The organism is Bradyrhizobium sp. SYSU BS000235 (assembly GCF_049747295.1).
Lineage (GTDB): Bacteria > Pseudomonadota > Alphaproteobacteria > Rhizobiales > Xanthobacteraceae > Afipia.
The window spans coordinates 3,476,628-3,491,501 of the sequence record NZ_JBMHJM010000001.1 but is presented as its reverse complement, the minus strand read 5'-3'; the positions used below and the strand labels follow the sequence as shown (position 1 = coordinate 3,491,501).

General features: G+C 58.7%; 14 protein-coding genes. 4 read left to right on the top strand and 10 right to left on the bottom strand.

The window, feature by feature from the left end; all coding sequences use genetic code 11:
- Positions 1–60 precede the first annotated feature (60 nt).
- The 3 genes from ACP0KA_RS16260 to ACP0KA_RS16250 are packed head-to-tail and all read right to left on the bottom strand — an operon-like array spanning position 61 to position 4,624.
- Positions 61–1,497 (bottom strand): glutamine synthetase family protein, encoded by a 1,437-nt coding sequence (locus ACP0KA_RS16260; protein ID WP_424629774.1) that lies wholly within the window; start codon positions 1,495–1,497, stop codon positions 61–63.
- A 22-nt stretch (positions 1,498–1,519) separates the two neighbouring features.
- Positions 1,520–2,878, bottom strand: coding sequence for a Rieske 2Fe-2S domain-containing protein (locus ACP0KA_RS16255; protein ID WP_424629773.1), 1,359 nt, complete (start codon positions 2,876–2,878; stop codon positions 1,520–1,522).
- 45 nt (positions 2,879–2,923) lie between these two features.
- Entirely contained in the window at positions 2,924–4,624 is a 1,701-nt protein-coding gene (locus ACP0KA_RS16250) for an amidohydrolase (RefSeq protein ID WP_424629772.1), read from the bottom strand.
- A 223-nt stretch (positions 4,625–4,847) separates the two neighbouring features.
- On the opposite strand from ACP0KA_RS16250, the gene ACP0KA_RS16245 reads away from it, so the two are divergent.
- The 3 genes from ACP0KA_RS16245 (at position 4,848) to ACP0KA_RS16235 (ending at position 7,498) form a co-directional block, all read left to right on the top strand.
- A complete protein-coding gene (locus tag ACP0KA_RS16245) occupies positions 4,848–5,171 on the top strand; it encodes a 2Fe-2S iron-sulfur cluster-binding protein (RefSeq protein ID WP_424629771.1) in 324 nt (107 codons plus the stop codon).
- On the top strand, positions 5,168–6,442 hold the full coding sequence (locus ACP0KA_RS16240; RefSeq protein ID WP_424629770.1) for an NAD(P)/FAD-dependent oxidoreductase: 1,275 nt from the start codon (positions 5,168–5,170) through the stop codon (positions 6,440–6,442). The genes ACP0KA_RS16245 and ACP0KA_RS16240 overlap by 4 nt, the downstream gene beginning before the upstream one ends.
- Positions 6,443–6,700: 258 nt before the next feature.
- A complete protein-coding gene (locus ACP0KA_RS16235) occupies positions 6,701–7,498 on the top strand; it encodes an IclR family transcriptional regulator domain-containing protein (RefSeq protein ID WP_424629769.1) in 798 nt (265 codons plus the stop codon).
- A gap of 4 nt (positions 7,499–7,502) precedes the next feature.
- Here ACP0KA_RS16235 and ACP0KA_RS16230 read toward each other — a convergent pair whose 3' ends face one another.
- The 4 genes from ACP0KA_RS16230 to pcaH all read right to left on the bottom strand — a co-directional run bounded on the left by ACP0KA_RS16230 (position 7,503) and on the right by pcaH (position 10,035).
- Complete coding sequence (locus tag ACP0KA_RS16230) at positions 7,503–8,111, bottom strand: MarR family winged helix-turn-helix transcriptional regulator (RefSeq protein WP_424629768.1); 609 nt, start codon at positions 8,109–8,111, stop codon at positions 7,503–7,505.
- A 245-nt stretch (positions 8,112–8,356) separates the two neighbouring features.
- A complete protein-coding gene (locus ACP0KA_RS16225; protein ID WP_424629767.1) occupies positions 8,357–8,695 on the bottom strand; it encodes a 5-carboxymethyl-2-hydroxymuconate Delta-isomerase in 339 nt (112 codons plus the stop codon).
- A 54-nt stretch (positions 8,696–8,749) separates the two neighbouring features.
- Entirely contained in the window at positions 8,750–9,334 is a 585-nt protein-coding gene (gene pcaG / locus ACP0KA_RS16220) for a protocatechuate 3,4-dioxygenase subunit alpha (RefSeq protein ID WP_424629766.1), read from the bottom strand.
- Positions 9,334–10,035, bottom strand: a complete 702-nt coding sequence (gene pcaH, locus ACP0KA_RS16215; protein ID WP_424629765.1) for a protocatechuate 3,4-dioxygenase subunit beta — start codon at positions 10,033–10,035, stop codon at positions 9,334–9,336. Before pcaH ends, pcaG begins: the two co-directional genes overlap by 1 nt.
- A gap of 321 nt (positions 10,036–10,356) precedes the next feature.
- Between pcaH and ACP0KA_RS16210 the strand changes: the two genes are divergently transcribed.
- Complete coding sequence (locus ACP0KA_RS16210) at positions 10,357–11,379, top strand: LLM class flavin-dependent oxidoreductase (RefSeq protein ID WP_424629764.1); 1,023 nt, start codon at positions 10,357–10,359, stop codon at positions 11,377–11,379.
- 61 nt (positions 11,380–11,440) lie between these two features.
- Here the strand turns inward: ACP0KA_RS16210 and ACP0KA_RS16205 are convergent, their stop codons facing one another.
- The 3 genes from ACP0KA_RS16205 to ACP0KA_RS16195 all read right to left on the bottom strand — a co-directional run bounded on the left by ACP0KA_RS16205 (position 11,441) and on the right by ACP0KA_RS16195 (position 14,863).
- Positions 11,441–12,415 carry a tripartite tricarboxylate transporter substrate binding protein gene (locus ACP0KA_RS16205; RefSeq protein ID WP_424629763.1) on the bottom strand — a complete coding sequence of 325 codons (975 nt, stop codon included), beginning with the start codon at positions 12,413–12,415 and terminating at the stop codon, positions 11,441–11,443.
- A 183-nt stretch (positions 12,416–12,598) separates the two neighbouring features.
- Positions 12,599–13,576: a tripartite tricarboxylate transporter substrate binding protein gene (locus ACP0KA_RS16200; protein WP_424629762.1), complete on the bottom strand. Its 978-nt coding sequence runs from the start codon at positions 13,574–13,576 to the stop codon at positions 12,599–12,601.
- 51 nt (positions 13,577–13,627) lie between these two features.
- Positions 13,628–14,863: an FAD-dependent monooxygenase gene (locus tag ACP0KA_RS16195; RefSeq protein WP_424629761.1), complete on the bottom strand. Its 1,236-nt coding sequence runs from the start codon at positions 14,861–14,863 to the stop codon at positions 13,628–13,630.
- Positions 14,864–14,874: the final 11 nt, after the last annotated feature.

The window sequence follows — 14,874 nt, the reverse complement described above, 5'->3', positions numbered from 1 at the left end:
CTCCCCTTATCCTGTCGCCTGACACAGCGCCTGGCTGCGGGTGACTTTATTGAATTTCAATCAGAACATCTCGAAATATTCGCGCTGCTCCCATTCGGTCACTTCACTTTGGAAGCGCTCGATTTCCGCATTTTTGATGTGGACGTAATAGTCTACCAATTCTTTCCCCATCGCGTCGCGGAAGAATGGGTCATCATGCAGAGCAAATACCGCCTCGCGTAGCGTTTTTGGCAGCAGACTGGCCTTCGTCTCATAGGGCGTGTCGGCCGAGGGGCCTGGATCGAGCTTACGGTCCACCCCGTCCAAGCCCGACAGGATTTGCGAGGCCATGTAAAGATAGGGGTTTGCGGCCGGCTCGCCGACCCGGTTCTCCAGGCGCGTCGCGGGATCGTTCGGGCCGCCCAGCACGCGGATCATGACGCCACGGTTATCCCTGCCCCAGATCGCCCGGTCAGGCGCGAGGGAATAGGATCGATAACGCTTATATCCGTTGATCGTCGGCGTGGTGAATACTGTCGACGCCCGCGCATGTTCAAGCAATCCGCCGAGATACCCCTTGGCGAGCTCTGACATGCCTTCGGTCTCAACCTTCGACATGAAGGCATTTTCACCGCTGGCGCGCGATATGAGTGATTGGTGCAAATGCCAACCCGACGACACCACGTTGGGGATGCGGGGCCGGCACATGAAGGTCGCATGATAACCGTGACGATGCGCGATCTGCTTCACGGCGCTGCGGAAAAGCACCATGGTATCCGCGGGAGCGAGACCGACCGTCGGCTGAAACGTAAATTCCGCCTGGCTCGGTCCGAACTCGACTTCCATCGAGCGCAGGGGCAAGCCAAGCGCCATGACGTCTCGCCGGATCAATTCGAGGGCAGGTTCGATCTGATCGTAACGCTGCTCGGTCAGATATTGATATCCGTGGGACAGAAGCGAGACGTCCGGCGGTTCACCCGGCTGGCCGGCATGCTCCGGCGCCATCTTGGGGTCGTTGACTTTGAAGATGTGGAATTCGACCTCGAGCCCCGCCATGAAGTCATAGCCACGCTCGGCCAGCCGGTTCAAAACCGATTTGTAAAGTCCGCGGGTGGCGAACGGCACAGGACGACCATCCGCGAAATATACGTCGCACAACAGCCAGCCCGTCGTCGGCGCCCAGGGCAACACCTTGAAGGTTGTTGGATCCGGGATCATCAGGCAATCGCTGGCGCCCTGCATCTCGGTCATGCCGAAACCGCCGCCTGCGGTGAACACCGGGAACACCGTACGATGCGACGTATCCTTGGCGAGCATCGTCGTGGTGATCGAGCAGCCGCTTTCGAGCGATTTCAACGCTTCACCAGCGATCAGCGTCTTCCCACGCAAAATGCCGTGCTGATCCGGAAACGACAGCCGGATTGTGTCCAGCTTCTTTTCCTCGGCGACGCGTCGCAGACGAGTCGCCGCCTCCTGTTGTTCATCGGACCAGAGGCCGTGCTTCTTGACGAAACTCAAAACGATGCCCTCCGCTACGGCCTTACTCGGCAGCCGTCAGATGGGGCGCCTTTTGTGCAATGTCGGCCGGCACGGGCGCCGCCCAAGGCGCTCCTCGCCGCCGTTTCACGTCGACTTCCATCCAATAAATTTCCCAGCCCTTGGTGGGACCGATGCCGTCCATCGTCCCTGGCCCCTGAATGCTCCGCGCATGCGCCTCATCGAGGAACATAAACGGCTTACCACCGGACGCCACCTTCTCGATTTCCTGCCGCAGGAGGCGGCGGTATTGGATGATGGCTTTATCCGATTGGCCGAGATGCTCACGGGTGCGGTCCTGGATCGCGCCCATGGATTCCACCGCCCACTGGTCGTGGACATTGATGTCGACGCCCATGCCGGTGTAGGTCGACGTCGCCTGCTCATGCGGGTCGAAACCGTAATCGTTCGACTTGTTCTTGCGCGATACATAGTCGGGAAGCTCATAGAGCTCGAGCCGCTGCTCGCGCATCTTCTTCTTGTCGACCGGCTTCGCGAAGCTGGTGAAGATCGCGTACCAATAGCAGTTCTCGTCGTCCACCGGCACATGCCACTGCGTAATCGTCATCTCCGTGCTCATCGGAATCACGAAGGCATGCGGAAACAGCTGATTGGTCACGCGAACATGGGTGCGCTGATCATCGATCTCTCGCAAGGCAATCAGACGCATGCCATATTCGGTCTGCTCCACGTTGATGATCGGACGATCGTATTCGCGCAGAATTTTCGTCATCGGCATTTCGCTGTCGGCGGATGCGCCGCGGAACTGCTTGCCGTACGCCGTCGACGTATCTTCGTCTTCGAAGAAACGATGCAGGAAAGAGGCGTGAGCAGGATCGATGCCGACCTCAAGGGCCTGCAGCCAATTGCAATTGATCAGCCCCTTGAACGCGAACGTGTAGGCATCCGGCGCCGCGAAGCAGTCGATCTCGGGGAATGCCGGCGGCTCGCCCTCTCCGAGATACGCCCACAATATGCCGCCCTTCTCCACAACCGGATAAGCGCGCTGCTTGATATTCTTGCACAGCGACGATCCGACAGGCTCGGCCGGCGTCTCAAGACACTGACCGTTAACGTCGAACAGCCAGCCATGGAAAGCGCAACGCAGGCCGCCATTCTCAAGCCGGCCGAACGCGAGGTCAGCCCCGCGGTGCGGGCAGTCGCGATCCATCAGTCCGTAGCGGCCGGTTTCGTCGCGGAACAGCACGAAGTTTTCGCCGAGCAGTTTCACGGCTCGGATCGGCCGATCACCCTCAAGCTCATCGACGAGCGCAGCGGGCTGCCAATACATCCGCATCAATTTTCCAGCAGGATCCTTCGGACCTATCCTGGTGATCAGATCGTTTTGCTGTTGGCTCATCATGATGAGGTTCTCCTTCGAATCTGAAGCCGTCAGTCGCCCTGCGGCTCAACGCTGAAATACGACTTTGCCGCCAACCAACGTCATGTCGGCCTTAATGTTCTTGATGTCCTCTTCGGGCACCATCATGAAGTCTGCAGAGAGGACTACAAGATCGGCCAACTTTCCAGGCTGCAAAGTGCCCTTTCGACCTTCGTCGAACATGTATCGCGATGCAGCACTGGTGTAGAGCCGCAAGGCTTCCTCGCGGCTGATCGCTTCTGAAGCACCATAGACGTGCCCATTGGGGTCCTTCCTCGTCACCATGATGTACATGTTGAGGAACGGGTTGATGGGATTAACCGGAAAATCGGTGCCTGCACCGAGATTGTCGATCCCCATGATTTTGATCAGCGTCTTCGTGGGAACAGCGCGATCCGCAACAGCCTTGCCGAGGAAGCGCTCAACAGTCGCGGCCTTGTCCCACATGAAGACGTTCTGGAAATCGGCTCGCACGCCAAGACGGTGAGCCCGCTCCATTTGCTCGGGCGTGATCAGGCTCGCATGGATCAGAACGAAACGCCGGTCCTTGATCGACTTTTCCTTGTCGGCAGCCTCGAATGCATCGAGCACCTGGTCGATGCCCAAATCGCCAACGACGTGAACGCCAACGCGCCAGTTGTATCGATTGCAAATCGAAATCAGTTGCTTCAGCCGCTCCGGCGTCTGCTGCGTGATGCCATGATAATGGTCGTGCGAGTCGGGATATTCGTCACGCATCAACGCCGTCTTCAGCGTCATGCCGCCGTCGTAGAAAATCTTGATGCCTGCGAACTTCAGCCAATCATCGCCGAAGCCGGAGGACGCGCCGTTACCGCTCATGAGGGCTTCCCAAGCCGCCATCTCCTTCGGCGGTTCCGGGCGGTACATCACGCCGACGCGAAGGGTAGCTTCTCCGGACAGCGAAATCTTCTGAAGTGTAGCAATGTCCTTCGCCTCAGTGGCTCCTTCGACGACGCTTGTAATTCCGTAGCTGTTCAGGGCATTTTCGGCGATCTTGAACTGTCGGATCTGATCCTGCTCGGTCCAGGCAGGCACCGCCTTCTCGACGCGATCGATGGCCGTCTCAACCAGAACGCCCGTCAACTCGCCGGACTTATCCTTCTCGAACGATCCCCCGCTCGGATCTGGCGTGTTCTTCTCGACGCCGGCCTTCTGCAGAGCGAGACTGTTGGCCATCGAAAAATGCCCAACAGTGCGCAGATAGACCGGGTTGTTCGGAGCAACGCTGTCGATTTCCTGCCGGGTGAGATAGCGCTTTTCCGCAAGCTGTGACGGGGGATGCCAGGCACTGCCGATAATCCATTCGCCAGACTTCTTGTTCGCGACGAATGCCTTGATGGCATCCAGAGCCTCCGCGACCGTCTTCGCCCGACTCATGTTAACCACGTACTCGCCGAGCCCCGCGGCCTTGAAGTGTGCGTGGGTGTCGATCAATCCCGGCACAACAGACTTTCCGCCGAGGTCGATCACCTTGGTCTGCGCGCCCGCCAACGGCTTCATCGCCGCCGTGCTTCCGAGCGCGAGGATCTTGCCGTCCCGAATCGCCAGCGCGTCGACCACTCTCGACTGACTGTCCATGGTCAGGATCTTGCCGTTCGTCAAAATGAGGTCAGGCGCATTCAAGTCAGGCTGTTGCGCGAACACAGGAGAAGCAGCGGACCCTGCGATGATGCCACCAATCACCAACAATCCTGCCGACCACCTCATGACGCCCCCCTTTTTATATTTTGTTCAATAGACGAACATAAGTTCGATACATTCTTAGATTGCCTCTAATTCTGATCGCCCGCAAGCCTATTTTGCATGCTGCGGCTGCTAACAAATGCTGCGATTGTGGATTTTAGGTCTGGGAAGCTCCGCCATATTCGATCTTGCTACGTTCAATAGACGAACTTATGTTCGTTTAACGGTTAAAGATGAGAGGTGACGAGTGGCTCACATCAAGTTCGTTGAACGCAATGGCGCTGAGAACGTGGTCGAGATCGGTTCAGGTGTGAGCGTGATGCTTGCCGCGGTCCGCAATGGAATTGCTGGCATCGACGGCGAGTGCGGCGGCTGTCTCGACTGCGCGACATGTCACGTCTACGTCGACGAGGCGCAACTGAGTCATCTTCCGGCCCCAATGGAAGACGAGCTTGAATTGCTGGGCGCAGTGACAGCCACGAGGAAGCCAAACAGCCGATTGAGCTGCCAGCTGAAAGCCCCCTTCCCCGTTGACCCCCTCACAGTCTACGTACCGGAGACCGAGAGATGAGCGGCCTCGTCGTTATTGGCGCATCATATGCCGGCGTCCAGGCCTGCCTGACTGCGCGGGATTCCGGCTATGCCGAGCGCATCACCATTGTCGCGGATGAGCACAGCCTGCCCTATCAGCGGCCACCACTCTCCAAAGGCTTTCTTCTCGGTCTTGAGAGCAAGGAAAGCCTGATCCTGCGCGACGGCGCGTTCTTCGAGAAAAAGGCCATCGACCTCGTGCTTGGGACTCGCGCGCTCGAAATCGACAAGCGATCGCGGAAAGTCCTGCTCGGCGGCGGTTCGGAATTGGCCTTCGACAAAGTCGTGATTGCAACGGGCTCCCATGCGCGACAGCTGCCGATCCAGGGCGCGGATCTGGACGGCGTCTGCTATCTCAGATCGCTTCACGATGCCGTCGATCTCAAAGCGCGACTCCACGATGCGTCCGAGATTGTCGTCATTGGCGGCGGCTTTATCGGCCTGGAAGTCGCGGCATCGGCGACCAAGCTCGGCAAGAAAGTCACTGTTCTCGAGAGCGCGTCTCGCCTGCTCGAACGAGCCGTATCGCCCCTTGTGTCCGAATTCCTGCTCGATACGCATGTGCAGCACGGGGCCGACGTGTTGCTTGAGGAAACAGCCGCTTCGATCGAGGGACGACACGGGCGAGTTGCGGCGGTGCTCTGCGGAAACAATAGGCGCATTCCGGCAGACCTTGTCCTGATCGGCGTAGGCGGCCTGCCTAACGACCAGTTGGCCAAGAGCGTTGGCTTAAAATGCACCAACGGCATCGTCGTGGACGATCATGGCCGCACCAGCGATTCCAACATCTTTGCGGCGGGCGATTGCACGTCGCATTTCAATATTTTTGCGCAGGAGTGGCTTCGCCTTGAATCCGTGCAGAATGCTCAGGATCAGGCCAAAGCCGCTGGGCTGGCGATCGCCGGAGACACGGGACCCTACGAAAGCGTGCCCCGGTTCTGGTCCGACCAGTATGACGCCAAGCTTCAGATCGTCGGAATCTCACGCAACTTCGATACCCAGGCTGTCCGCGGATCGATCGAGGACGGAAAATTCTCGGTGTTTTATTACAGGCAGAAAAAGCTGATTGCGGTCGACAGCGTCAATCGCGCGGGCGACCAGATGGCTGCAAGGCGCCTGATCGCCGGCGGAATTTCGCCATCGCCAGAAGAGGTTATGGACCTGTCGTTCGACTTCAAATCTCTCCTGAAGGCTGCGGACAGTGCTAGTGTGGCGGCTCAGAAGTCCGAACCACTTGAGCGGCCAGTCTAGAATGCGGACTTCGGAATCGGGACACTAGTGTGGCGGTTCTGAAGTCCGCATTATTCGTGCGGCGAGTCCGGAATGCGGACTTCAGAACCAAAGCCACACTAGAACAATAACTTGCTAGAGTCCTTCGATTCCGAAGTTCGCAGACGAACGAGCAGCGAAATGATGCGAACTTCGGAATCAGGACTCTAGTGCACCATCGGCTGATTCGTTATTCCCTTTGGTGAATCAGCCAATCCGATCAATGGACCGACAGGCGGCATGCCCAAACTCAAGCGCACGGCAGAGGACAAGGAAGGCAGGCCCGACGGGACTGAATTCATTGAAAGCCTGGATCGCGGCTTGCGCGTTATTCAGTCGTTCGCGGTCGATCATCGGCCTATGACGCTCAGCGACATCGCCAAGGCGTCCAATCTGCCGCGCGCGACGGTGCGCAGAATTCTCATGACGCTGCAGAAGTCGGGCTTCGTAGCCGGGGACGATCGGCTTTTCACGCTGACACCGCGCATTCTCACCCTCGCATCGACATATCTCGCATCCAACCAGATCAGCACGGTGATGCAGCCTCTCATGGACGAGGTCTCTGCCAAAGCGAAGGAGATTTGCTCGCTGGCCGTGCTGGACGGCGACGAGGTTGTGTTCGTTGCCCGAGCGAGCCCCGCCCGCGTTTTCCCTGCGGGGGTTGATATCGGCTACCGACTTCCGGCTTTCTGCACGTCGGTTGGGCGTGTTCTGCTCGGCCGGCTCTCAAACGACGAGCTGACTGAGGCGATCAACGGCATGACGCTGAAGCCCCAGACACCTGAGACGATCACCGACAAGTCTCTCGTCATCGCCACGATCATCACAGATCGCAGCAAGGGCTATTCCCTGGTGGACCTTGAGGCCGAGGGAGGTTTCCGCTCCATCTCCGTTCCGATCCACAGATATGACGGCGGCATCATTGCTGCCGCCAATATCGGAGCTCATGTCGATCGCATATCGACCGGCGAAATGATCGATCGCTTCCTGCCGCTCTTGAAGCAAATGGCAGCCGCGGCCAAACCGCTCCTGGTCTAGCGTTCTATGCTCTGACGCGTCGCCTGGAAGCGCTCTTCTTGCCCAGCGTCTCCTCAAAGCTGATCGCCTTCACAGTCAGAAGCTTTCGGAAAGCGCGATCCATCACGTCTATTTCATGCTCCGTAAGCTGGCCCTCAGCCGTGACGCACCTGACGGTCCGCGCGATGTCGGAAATGGCTCGGTCAGCGATGTTCAGCCCCTTGGCGGTCAAACGCACCAATTCCGATCGTCCATCATCGTTCGCCGATACGCGCGAAATGAGCCTTGCCTCCTGAAGTCGCGTGACACGCTTCGTCATCGCGCCCGAGGTCACCAGCAAGGTGCGGAACAGGTCAGTCGGCCGCAGTTCATAAGGTTTTCCGCAACGTCGCAACGCCAGCAAGACGTGAAGATCGCCGGTCACCAGCCCGATCGCTTTCGAAATCGCCTGCACGCGGGCTTCGTGCATCAGATTCGCTCGCGCCATCCGGAGCAGCGTACAGGCGACCTTGAGATCAAGATCAGGCCGCTCGATCAGCCAGGCTGCCTCAATATCGTCATGGATCTTCTCCCTGCCCCGTCGTCGCGCCGATTGCTCCGCAGAAGCGGCCCGGCTGCCGTTTGTTTTTTTCATTTGAAACCTGCGAGTAAGATCGGAGCGACTTAAAACTCATCACTCCCACGCCGAACTTCGCCTTCCGTCTAACATCAAGTTTGCGCGATGTCCGCCCGGAAATGAGGCAGAACAACGGGCGTACCGAAGAATGCTTGTGAATCGTGTAATATATCGACGGCAGTATCGGGCTTACGGATAAAGCCTGCCCTCATTGAAGACTTCAGTAACCAAGCGGAAACCGGCGAGAAGCTTCTAGAGGCTCGCTATTTCAGACGCTTCTTGTAGGCATCCGGGTCCATGTCACGGATGTCGATACTGATGCTGTGCGTGTTCTCGAGCAGTTTCGATAAGGTACTTCTCAACTCGACGCTCAGCATCTCCTTCTGCTGCGGCGTTCTTCCTGCAAGCAGATAAAGCGACACGTGGAAGAATGATTGAGCCTTCCCAGCGACCAGATAGTCATCAAAGGCTTGAGCGCGGATCTTGAGATCTTCCGCCTTGACCACACCCGTGGAAGCGGCAGCGAGATGAAGCGCCATCATCACCTCGCTGATCGGAGGCATCTCCTGGCCCGTTGAATAGTGACAGACAATATGGGGCATTCTTAACTATCGCGAAGTATGAGCAAAGATCTGAAAGACGCGGCTGTGAACCGCTCACAGGTCGAAAAACACAGTCTCCAGATCGCCCTGCAGATGGACATCGAACCGATAGGTTGCGATGTCCCCCGGCTCGCGAACCGCGATCAATGTCGTACGGCGTTCCGCAGGAACAAGCGCAAGGATCGGATCTTTGGCGTTCGCAGCCTCGTCTTCGAAATAAATCCGGGTCTGCGCCTGCCGGGTCATGCCTCTGGCAAAAACCGCGAGCAGAATATGCGGCGCCTGTTGCTCGCGAGGCCCCGCAACCGGCCCTGGCTTGATGGTGTGAAATGAATAAGCGCCCTTGCTGTCCGTCCCGCAGCGGCCGAAGCCTCTGAAAGCCGCGTTGGGAAGCGAACGCGCATCCTGAGGATCGGCAAAGCGGCCTTGGCCGTCCGCCTGCCAGATCTCCAGCATCGAGTCGGTGATCTCCTTGCCGTCGCCATCGAACACGCGTCCGACGATGCGGATGCGTTCGCCCGAAACATCTGGAGTCACCAGATCGTTGCCGAAGGCATCGTTCCACTGATAGTCGTTGCCCGGCGTCAGCCCGTATTTAAAATAAGGGCCGACAGTCTGTGATGGAGTAATGCCGCTCATCAGTCGTCATCCAAAGGTGTGGCGTTGCGTCCGCGCAAGACGATGTCGAAGCGATAGCAAAGAGCCCAATCGGGCTTGGTGTTTTCGAGATCGAAACTCGAAACCATCCGCATCCGCGCCTTCTCATCGGTGACCGAATTGAAAATCGGATCGTAGGCGAACAGCGGATCGCCGGGGAAATACATCTGCGTCACAATGCGCGAAACGAACGAATGCCCGAACAGCGAGAAGTGGATGTGAGCCGGACGCCAGGCGTTCGGATGATTGCCCCACGGATACGCGCCGGGCTTGATGGTGATGAACCTGTAATAGCCGCTGGCGTCGGTCTTGGTTCGCCCTGCTCCGGTAAAATTCGGGTCGAGTGGCGCCGGATGCTGGTCGACCACATGGACGTAGCGTCCGCAGGCGTTGGCTTGCCACACCTCCACCAGTTCATTGGCAACGCCACGGCCGTCTTCGTCACGGACATGTCCGTGCACGATGATCCGCTCGCCGAGCGGCTCCCCCTGATGCTGGGTCGTGAGGTCGTGATCGTTCGCCCGCACGGTCTCGTGGCCGTAAACGGGGCCGGTCAATTCCGACAACGTATGAGGCATGATGATCAGCGGCTTGGTCGGCGAGCGCTTCACAGAGCTCTTATATTCCGGTGACAGCCGCGGCGCGTGTGCTGCATTACTTTCGCGTGGGTATATGAGGGTCATGGGCCAATCTCATAGGACGATCAAGTGAGACGGTTCGATTAGCGAACAGCCGCCTTTAGCGAAGCAGTAGCGACCACCGCGCATCCTCTTAAACCGAAACCTCAGCCACAATCCAGCTTAACTGAGTTGAAAATCGGAATGAATGGCTTGCAACCTCGGAAGGACTGCAGCGCACACGGCTGAATAAGAGCACGCCATGGCAACAGGGTGAAGCCGGCTCAGCTTGACAATGAACATTGTGCAATTCGCTTGATCTCGGCAGTAATAGTTTTGCTCACAGCGAGGCTCGCAAATCGGCCGCAGCGTCGATAGATTGTCAGTATGAAAAAAATCGGATTTCTATCATTCGGGCACTGGACGCCCTCGCCGCAATCGCAGACCCGCTCGGCGGGAGATGCGCTCCTGCAATCCATCGACCTCGCCGTCGCAGCTGAAGAGCTGGGCGCTGATGGAGCGTACTTCCGTGTTCATCATTTTGCACGCCAGCTCGCGTCGCCCTTTCCCTTGCTGGCAGCCGTCGGCGCGAAAACGAGCCGCATCGAGATCGGCACCGCGGTCATAGACATGCGCTATGAGAATCCGCTCTATATGGCCGAAGACGCCGGCGCAGCCGATCTCATTGCCGGCGGCCGCCTGCAGCTTGGCATCAGCCGAGGCTCGCCCGAACAGGTGATCGATGGATGGCGGCATTTCGGTTATCAGCCGGCGGAGGGCGCGACCGATTCCGACATGGGGCGGCGTCATGCCGAAGTATTTCTCAGCGTGCTGCAGGGCAAAGGCTTTGCGCAGCCAAATCCACGCCCCATGTTTCCGAATCCACCGGGACTGCTGCGGCTTGAACCGCATTCCGAAGGACTTCGCGATAGGATCTGGTGGGGAGCCGGCTCGAACGCCACCGCAATATGGGCAGCCAAGCTCGGCATGAACCTGCAGAGTTCGACGCTCAAGAACGACGAAACCGGCGAGGCTTTCCATGTGCAGCAGGCCGCACAGATCAGAGCCTATCGCGCCGCCTGGAAGGAAGCAGGCCACCCACGCGAGCCACAGGTCTCGGTGAGCCGCAGCATCATCGCGCTGATGGATGATCGCGATCGCGCATACTTCGGACGAGGTGGCGACGATCAAGACCAGATCGGATTTCTCGACGAGAGGACCCGCGCGATCTTTGGGCGTGGCTACGCCGCCGAGCCGGATATCCTTATCGAGCAGCTCAAGAAGGATGAGGCGATCACCGAGGCCGATACACTATTGCTGACCGTGCCTAACCAGCTCGGCGTTGCCTACAATGCCCACATCATCGAATCGATCCTGACCCACGTCGCCCCAGCGCTCGGCTGGCGGTAGCCGGTGTTGCTCGGCAAAAAGCGAGGGCCGCCGTTGCTCGAGCGACGGCGGCTTTTGTTACTCAGTCCTGTTGAGGCACGTTTGCTGCCTTCACTACCGTGGCCCACTTCTTTATTTCATCATCAACGAACTTGCCGAAATCCGCACCGACCAACTTGCCGGGCTCGACTCCCTGGGTCGCAAACTTTGCACGCGTTTCTGGCGCCGTCAGTATCTCTTTCATCGCCGCTACAAGCTCGGTGTAGGCGGGATTGCCGTTGGCGGCTGGCATATAAAGTCCAAACCAGGCTGTCGCCTCGAACCCCTTCACACCCGCCTCGTTCAGGGTCGGCGTATCGGGCAGCGAAGCTGCACGCGTCAGGCTCGTCACCGCAAGAACGCGGATGTTGCCCGCAGCCGCTGCCGGCAGCACCGTCGGCAGCGTATCGAACATCATCGGGATATGACCGCCGATCAGATCGTTCATCGCCGGCGCGGCGCCTTTATAGGGGATGTGCACGATGTCGATGCCGGCCATCTGTTTGAACAGTTCACCCGAAAGGTGATTGGCGCCCCCAACGCCTGCGGAACCGAATGAAAGTTTGCCCGGCTCTTTCTTGGCGATCGCGATCAATTCAGCGACAGTCTTGGCCGGGAAATCCTTCGTCACCACCAGTGCATTCGGCGCACTCGCCACCACCGCGATGGGGGAAAAATCCTTCTCGGTGTTGTACGGCAGCTTGCGATAGAGGCTGGGATTGATGACGTGATGCGTCGCGGTGAGCAAAAGCACACTGCCATCTGGGGGTGACTTCGCCACCATCTCGGAACCGATGGTGCCGGATGCGCCCGGACGGTTCTCGACCATGACTGTGGTCTTCAGCTTTTCGCCGAGATACTGGGCGACGAAGCGCGCCAGAATATCGGTCGTACCACCTGCAGGAAACGGCACGACGATTTTCACCGTCTCTATCGGGAACTTCTCGGCGGCAGGTACACCCGCCGAGGTGGCGATCAGCATCACTATTGAAAAAAGCGCGGAAAAAACAACCTTCATGATCTTCCACTCCGAACGGCCCGATGGCATTTGCGCCGGTGGATGAGTGTCAATTCAACTCGTGTGGTGGTTTAGAAATTCGTTTCACTTTCTCAGCAGATCTTGCAAGCGAACTTCTCCACCTGAATCCGAAGTTCGCTACGAGATGTGCTGCAGTGTGAGGCGAACTTCGGATTCGGAACGCTAGCGTAGCAACTTGGCGCGCTCGACCAGCGAGCGCTCGGATACGTAAAACTCGCGCGCCCATTGCTGATAATCGGCCGGCGCTTTCTGCCATTCCGTCTGTTTTAACGTCTCGAGTAATTTCTTGTATTCGTCGCTGTCAGCTGCGGCCTTGAAGGCTTGATAGAGCTTGTCCACCACAGCCGGCGGCATGTCTTTAGGACCGACCAATCCGTACGGCGCCGGATAGACGAGATCGTAACCCAGGCTCTTGGCCGTCGGCACGCCGGGCATCCACGCCGATGGTTGCCCATCGAATGACAGCAGGACGCGCATCTTGCCGGCTTCCGAATACGGCAGGATCGTTCCAACCGCATCTAGCGTCGCCATAGCATGCCCACCCAGCACGGCGGTGCCGGCCTCAGCGCTGCCGCGGTATCCAACGTGGGTGATCTCGGCGCCCGCCATGCCGGCGAGCGCTTCCGCCAGGAGATGCATGGTGGTGCCGGCGCCCGCCGTCGCTACCGTGAGATGACCCGGGTTCTTCTTCGCATAATCGATCAGATCGCCAATGGTCTTGAAAGGCGAATCCGAATTGACAGCGAGGCCGAAAGAATAGCCGCCAAGCCCGGCGATCCAGGTGAAATCCTTCATCGGATCCCAGTCGACCTTCTGCATGTAGGGATAGCGCAAAAGACCTGCCGTGGCCGCAGCGATAGTATAGCCATCCGGCGCATCGTTCTTCGCCATTGTCGAGGGAGCTAGCGTCGCACCTGCTCCAGCCTTGTTCTCGATAATGATGGGTTGGCCAAGCTGTTTCGAGGCAAGCTCGCCGAGCTTACGGAACGTCGTGTCGGTCGCGCCGCCGGCGGAAAATCCGACCAGCAACTTGATAGGCCGATCTGGATAGTTCGGCTCTGCAAACGCGGAATGCCATGCAAAGCTTGCTAATCCGAGCACGACGCCCGCGCAGGCGATGATTTTCTTCGACCAGTTCATTGTCGTCTCCTCCCTCCCCGCCGCCGAATTGGCTCCGGCTGTTTTTGCCGATTAGGACGCGGTTGATACGCTCCACGATTTGCGAGTGTTCAAAGCATCGACGTCGAAACCGGCAAGTTGCTTGTAGCGGCGCTCGACATCCTTGAGCTCGGTCGCGGCATCGCTGTGAGCACCCCGTCGCGCCAGCGCGCTGACGCGCGCCATGACGTCACCGGCCTGCCGGCGATTGGCGAGTTGAACTTCGCTCGTGACCGGTCTGCGATCGGCTTCATATGCGCTGAGCGCCGCATCGATATCAGATGCCGTCGCGAGCTGATAGGCGAGCACACGGGCATCGAGAATGGCCTGCGATGCACCGTTCGATCCGAACGGATACATGGCATGCGCAGCATCCCCGAGCAGCACGCAGGACCCAAACACCCATTGCGGCAACGGATCGATATCCGCCATAGGATATTCGTAGGCTTCTGACGCGGATGCGACGAGCCGATGAACGTCGAGCCAGTCGAAGCGATAGTCCTCGGCAAACCGCGCGATCGCGGACGGCTCCATGCGCGCGTTCCAGTTGCCAAGCTCCGATTGCTGGTTTTCATCGTCCTTTGGACGCACCAACAGCCAGTTCAGCACGCCCTCGGCGATCGGGTACACCACGATGCGCTGGGTCTCATCGCCGATGATCACCATCGAATGACCGGTCAGGAACGGCGATGATTTTGCAGTACCGCGGTACATCACCCAGCCGTTCGACGCGAGCGGGATCGTCTTGCCACAAAGCCCATTTCGCACCACCGAACGGATGCCGTCCGCTGCGATAATAACGTCGGCCTCGTGCGACATAGTAGTGTCGTTGGCTTGATCGATCGCCGTAACCGAGGTCTTGCTGCTCGCCGTGTCGACGCCGGTGACGCGTTGTCCGGTGATCACGGACGATGCTCCAAGACGCATGCGAACAGCGTCGGCCAGCAACTGTTGCAAGCGACCTCGATGGATCGAGTATTGCGGCCAGCGATATCCCGCATCGACACCACGCGGTTCGGCCCAGATCAGCCGCCCCGCCGGATCGTAATAGGCAAGCTCTTTGGTCAGGACGCCCGCACGGGCGAGCACATCGCCGAGGCCAAGCTCGGTGAGTTCGCGAACTGCGTGGGGAGGCAGGTTGATTCCGACACCAACATCACGGATCTCGCGTGCAGCTTCGATGACGACGACATCGTGGCAGCCGGCGGCGTGCAGACTGAGCGCTGCCGTCAAGCCGCCGATTCCCGCTCCGACGATGACAACTCGCATATGCTGCACCC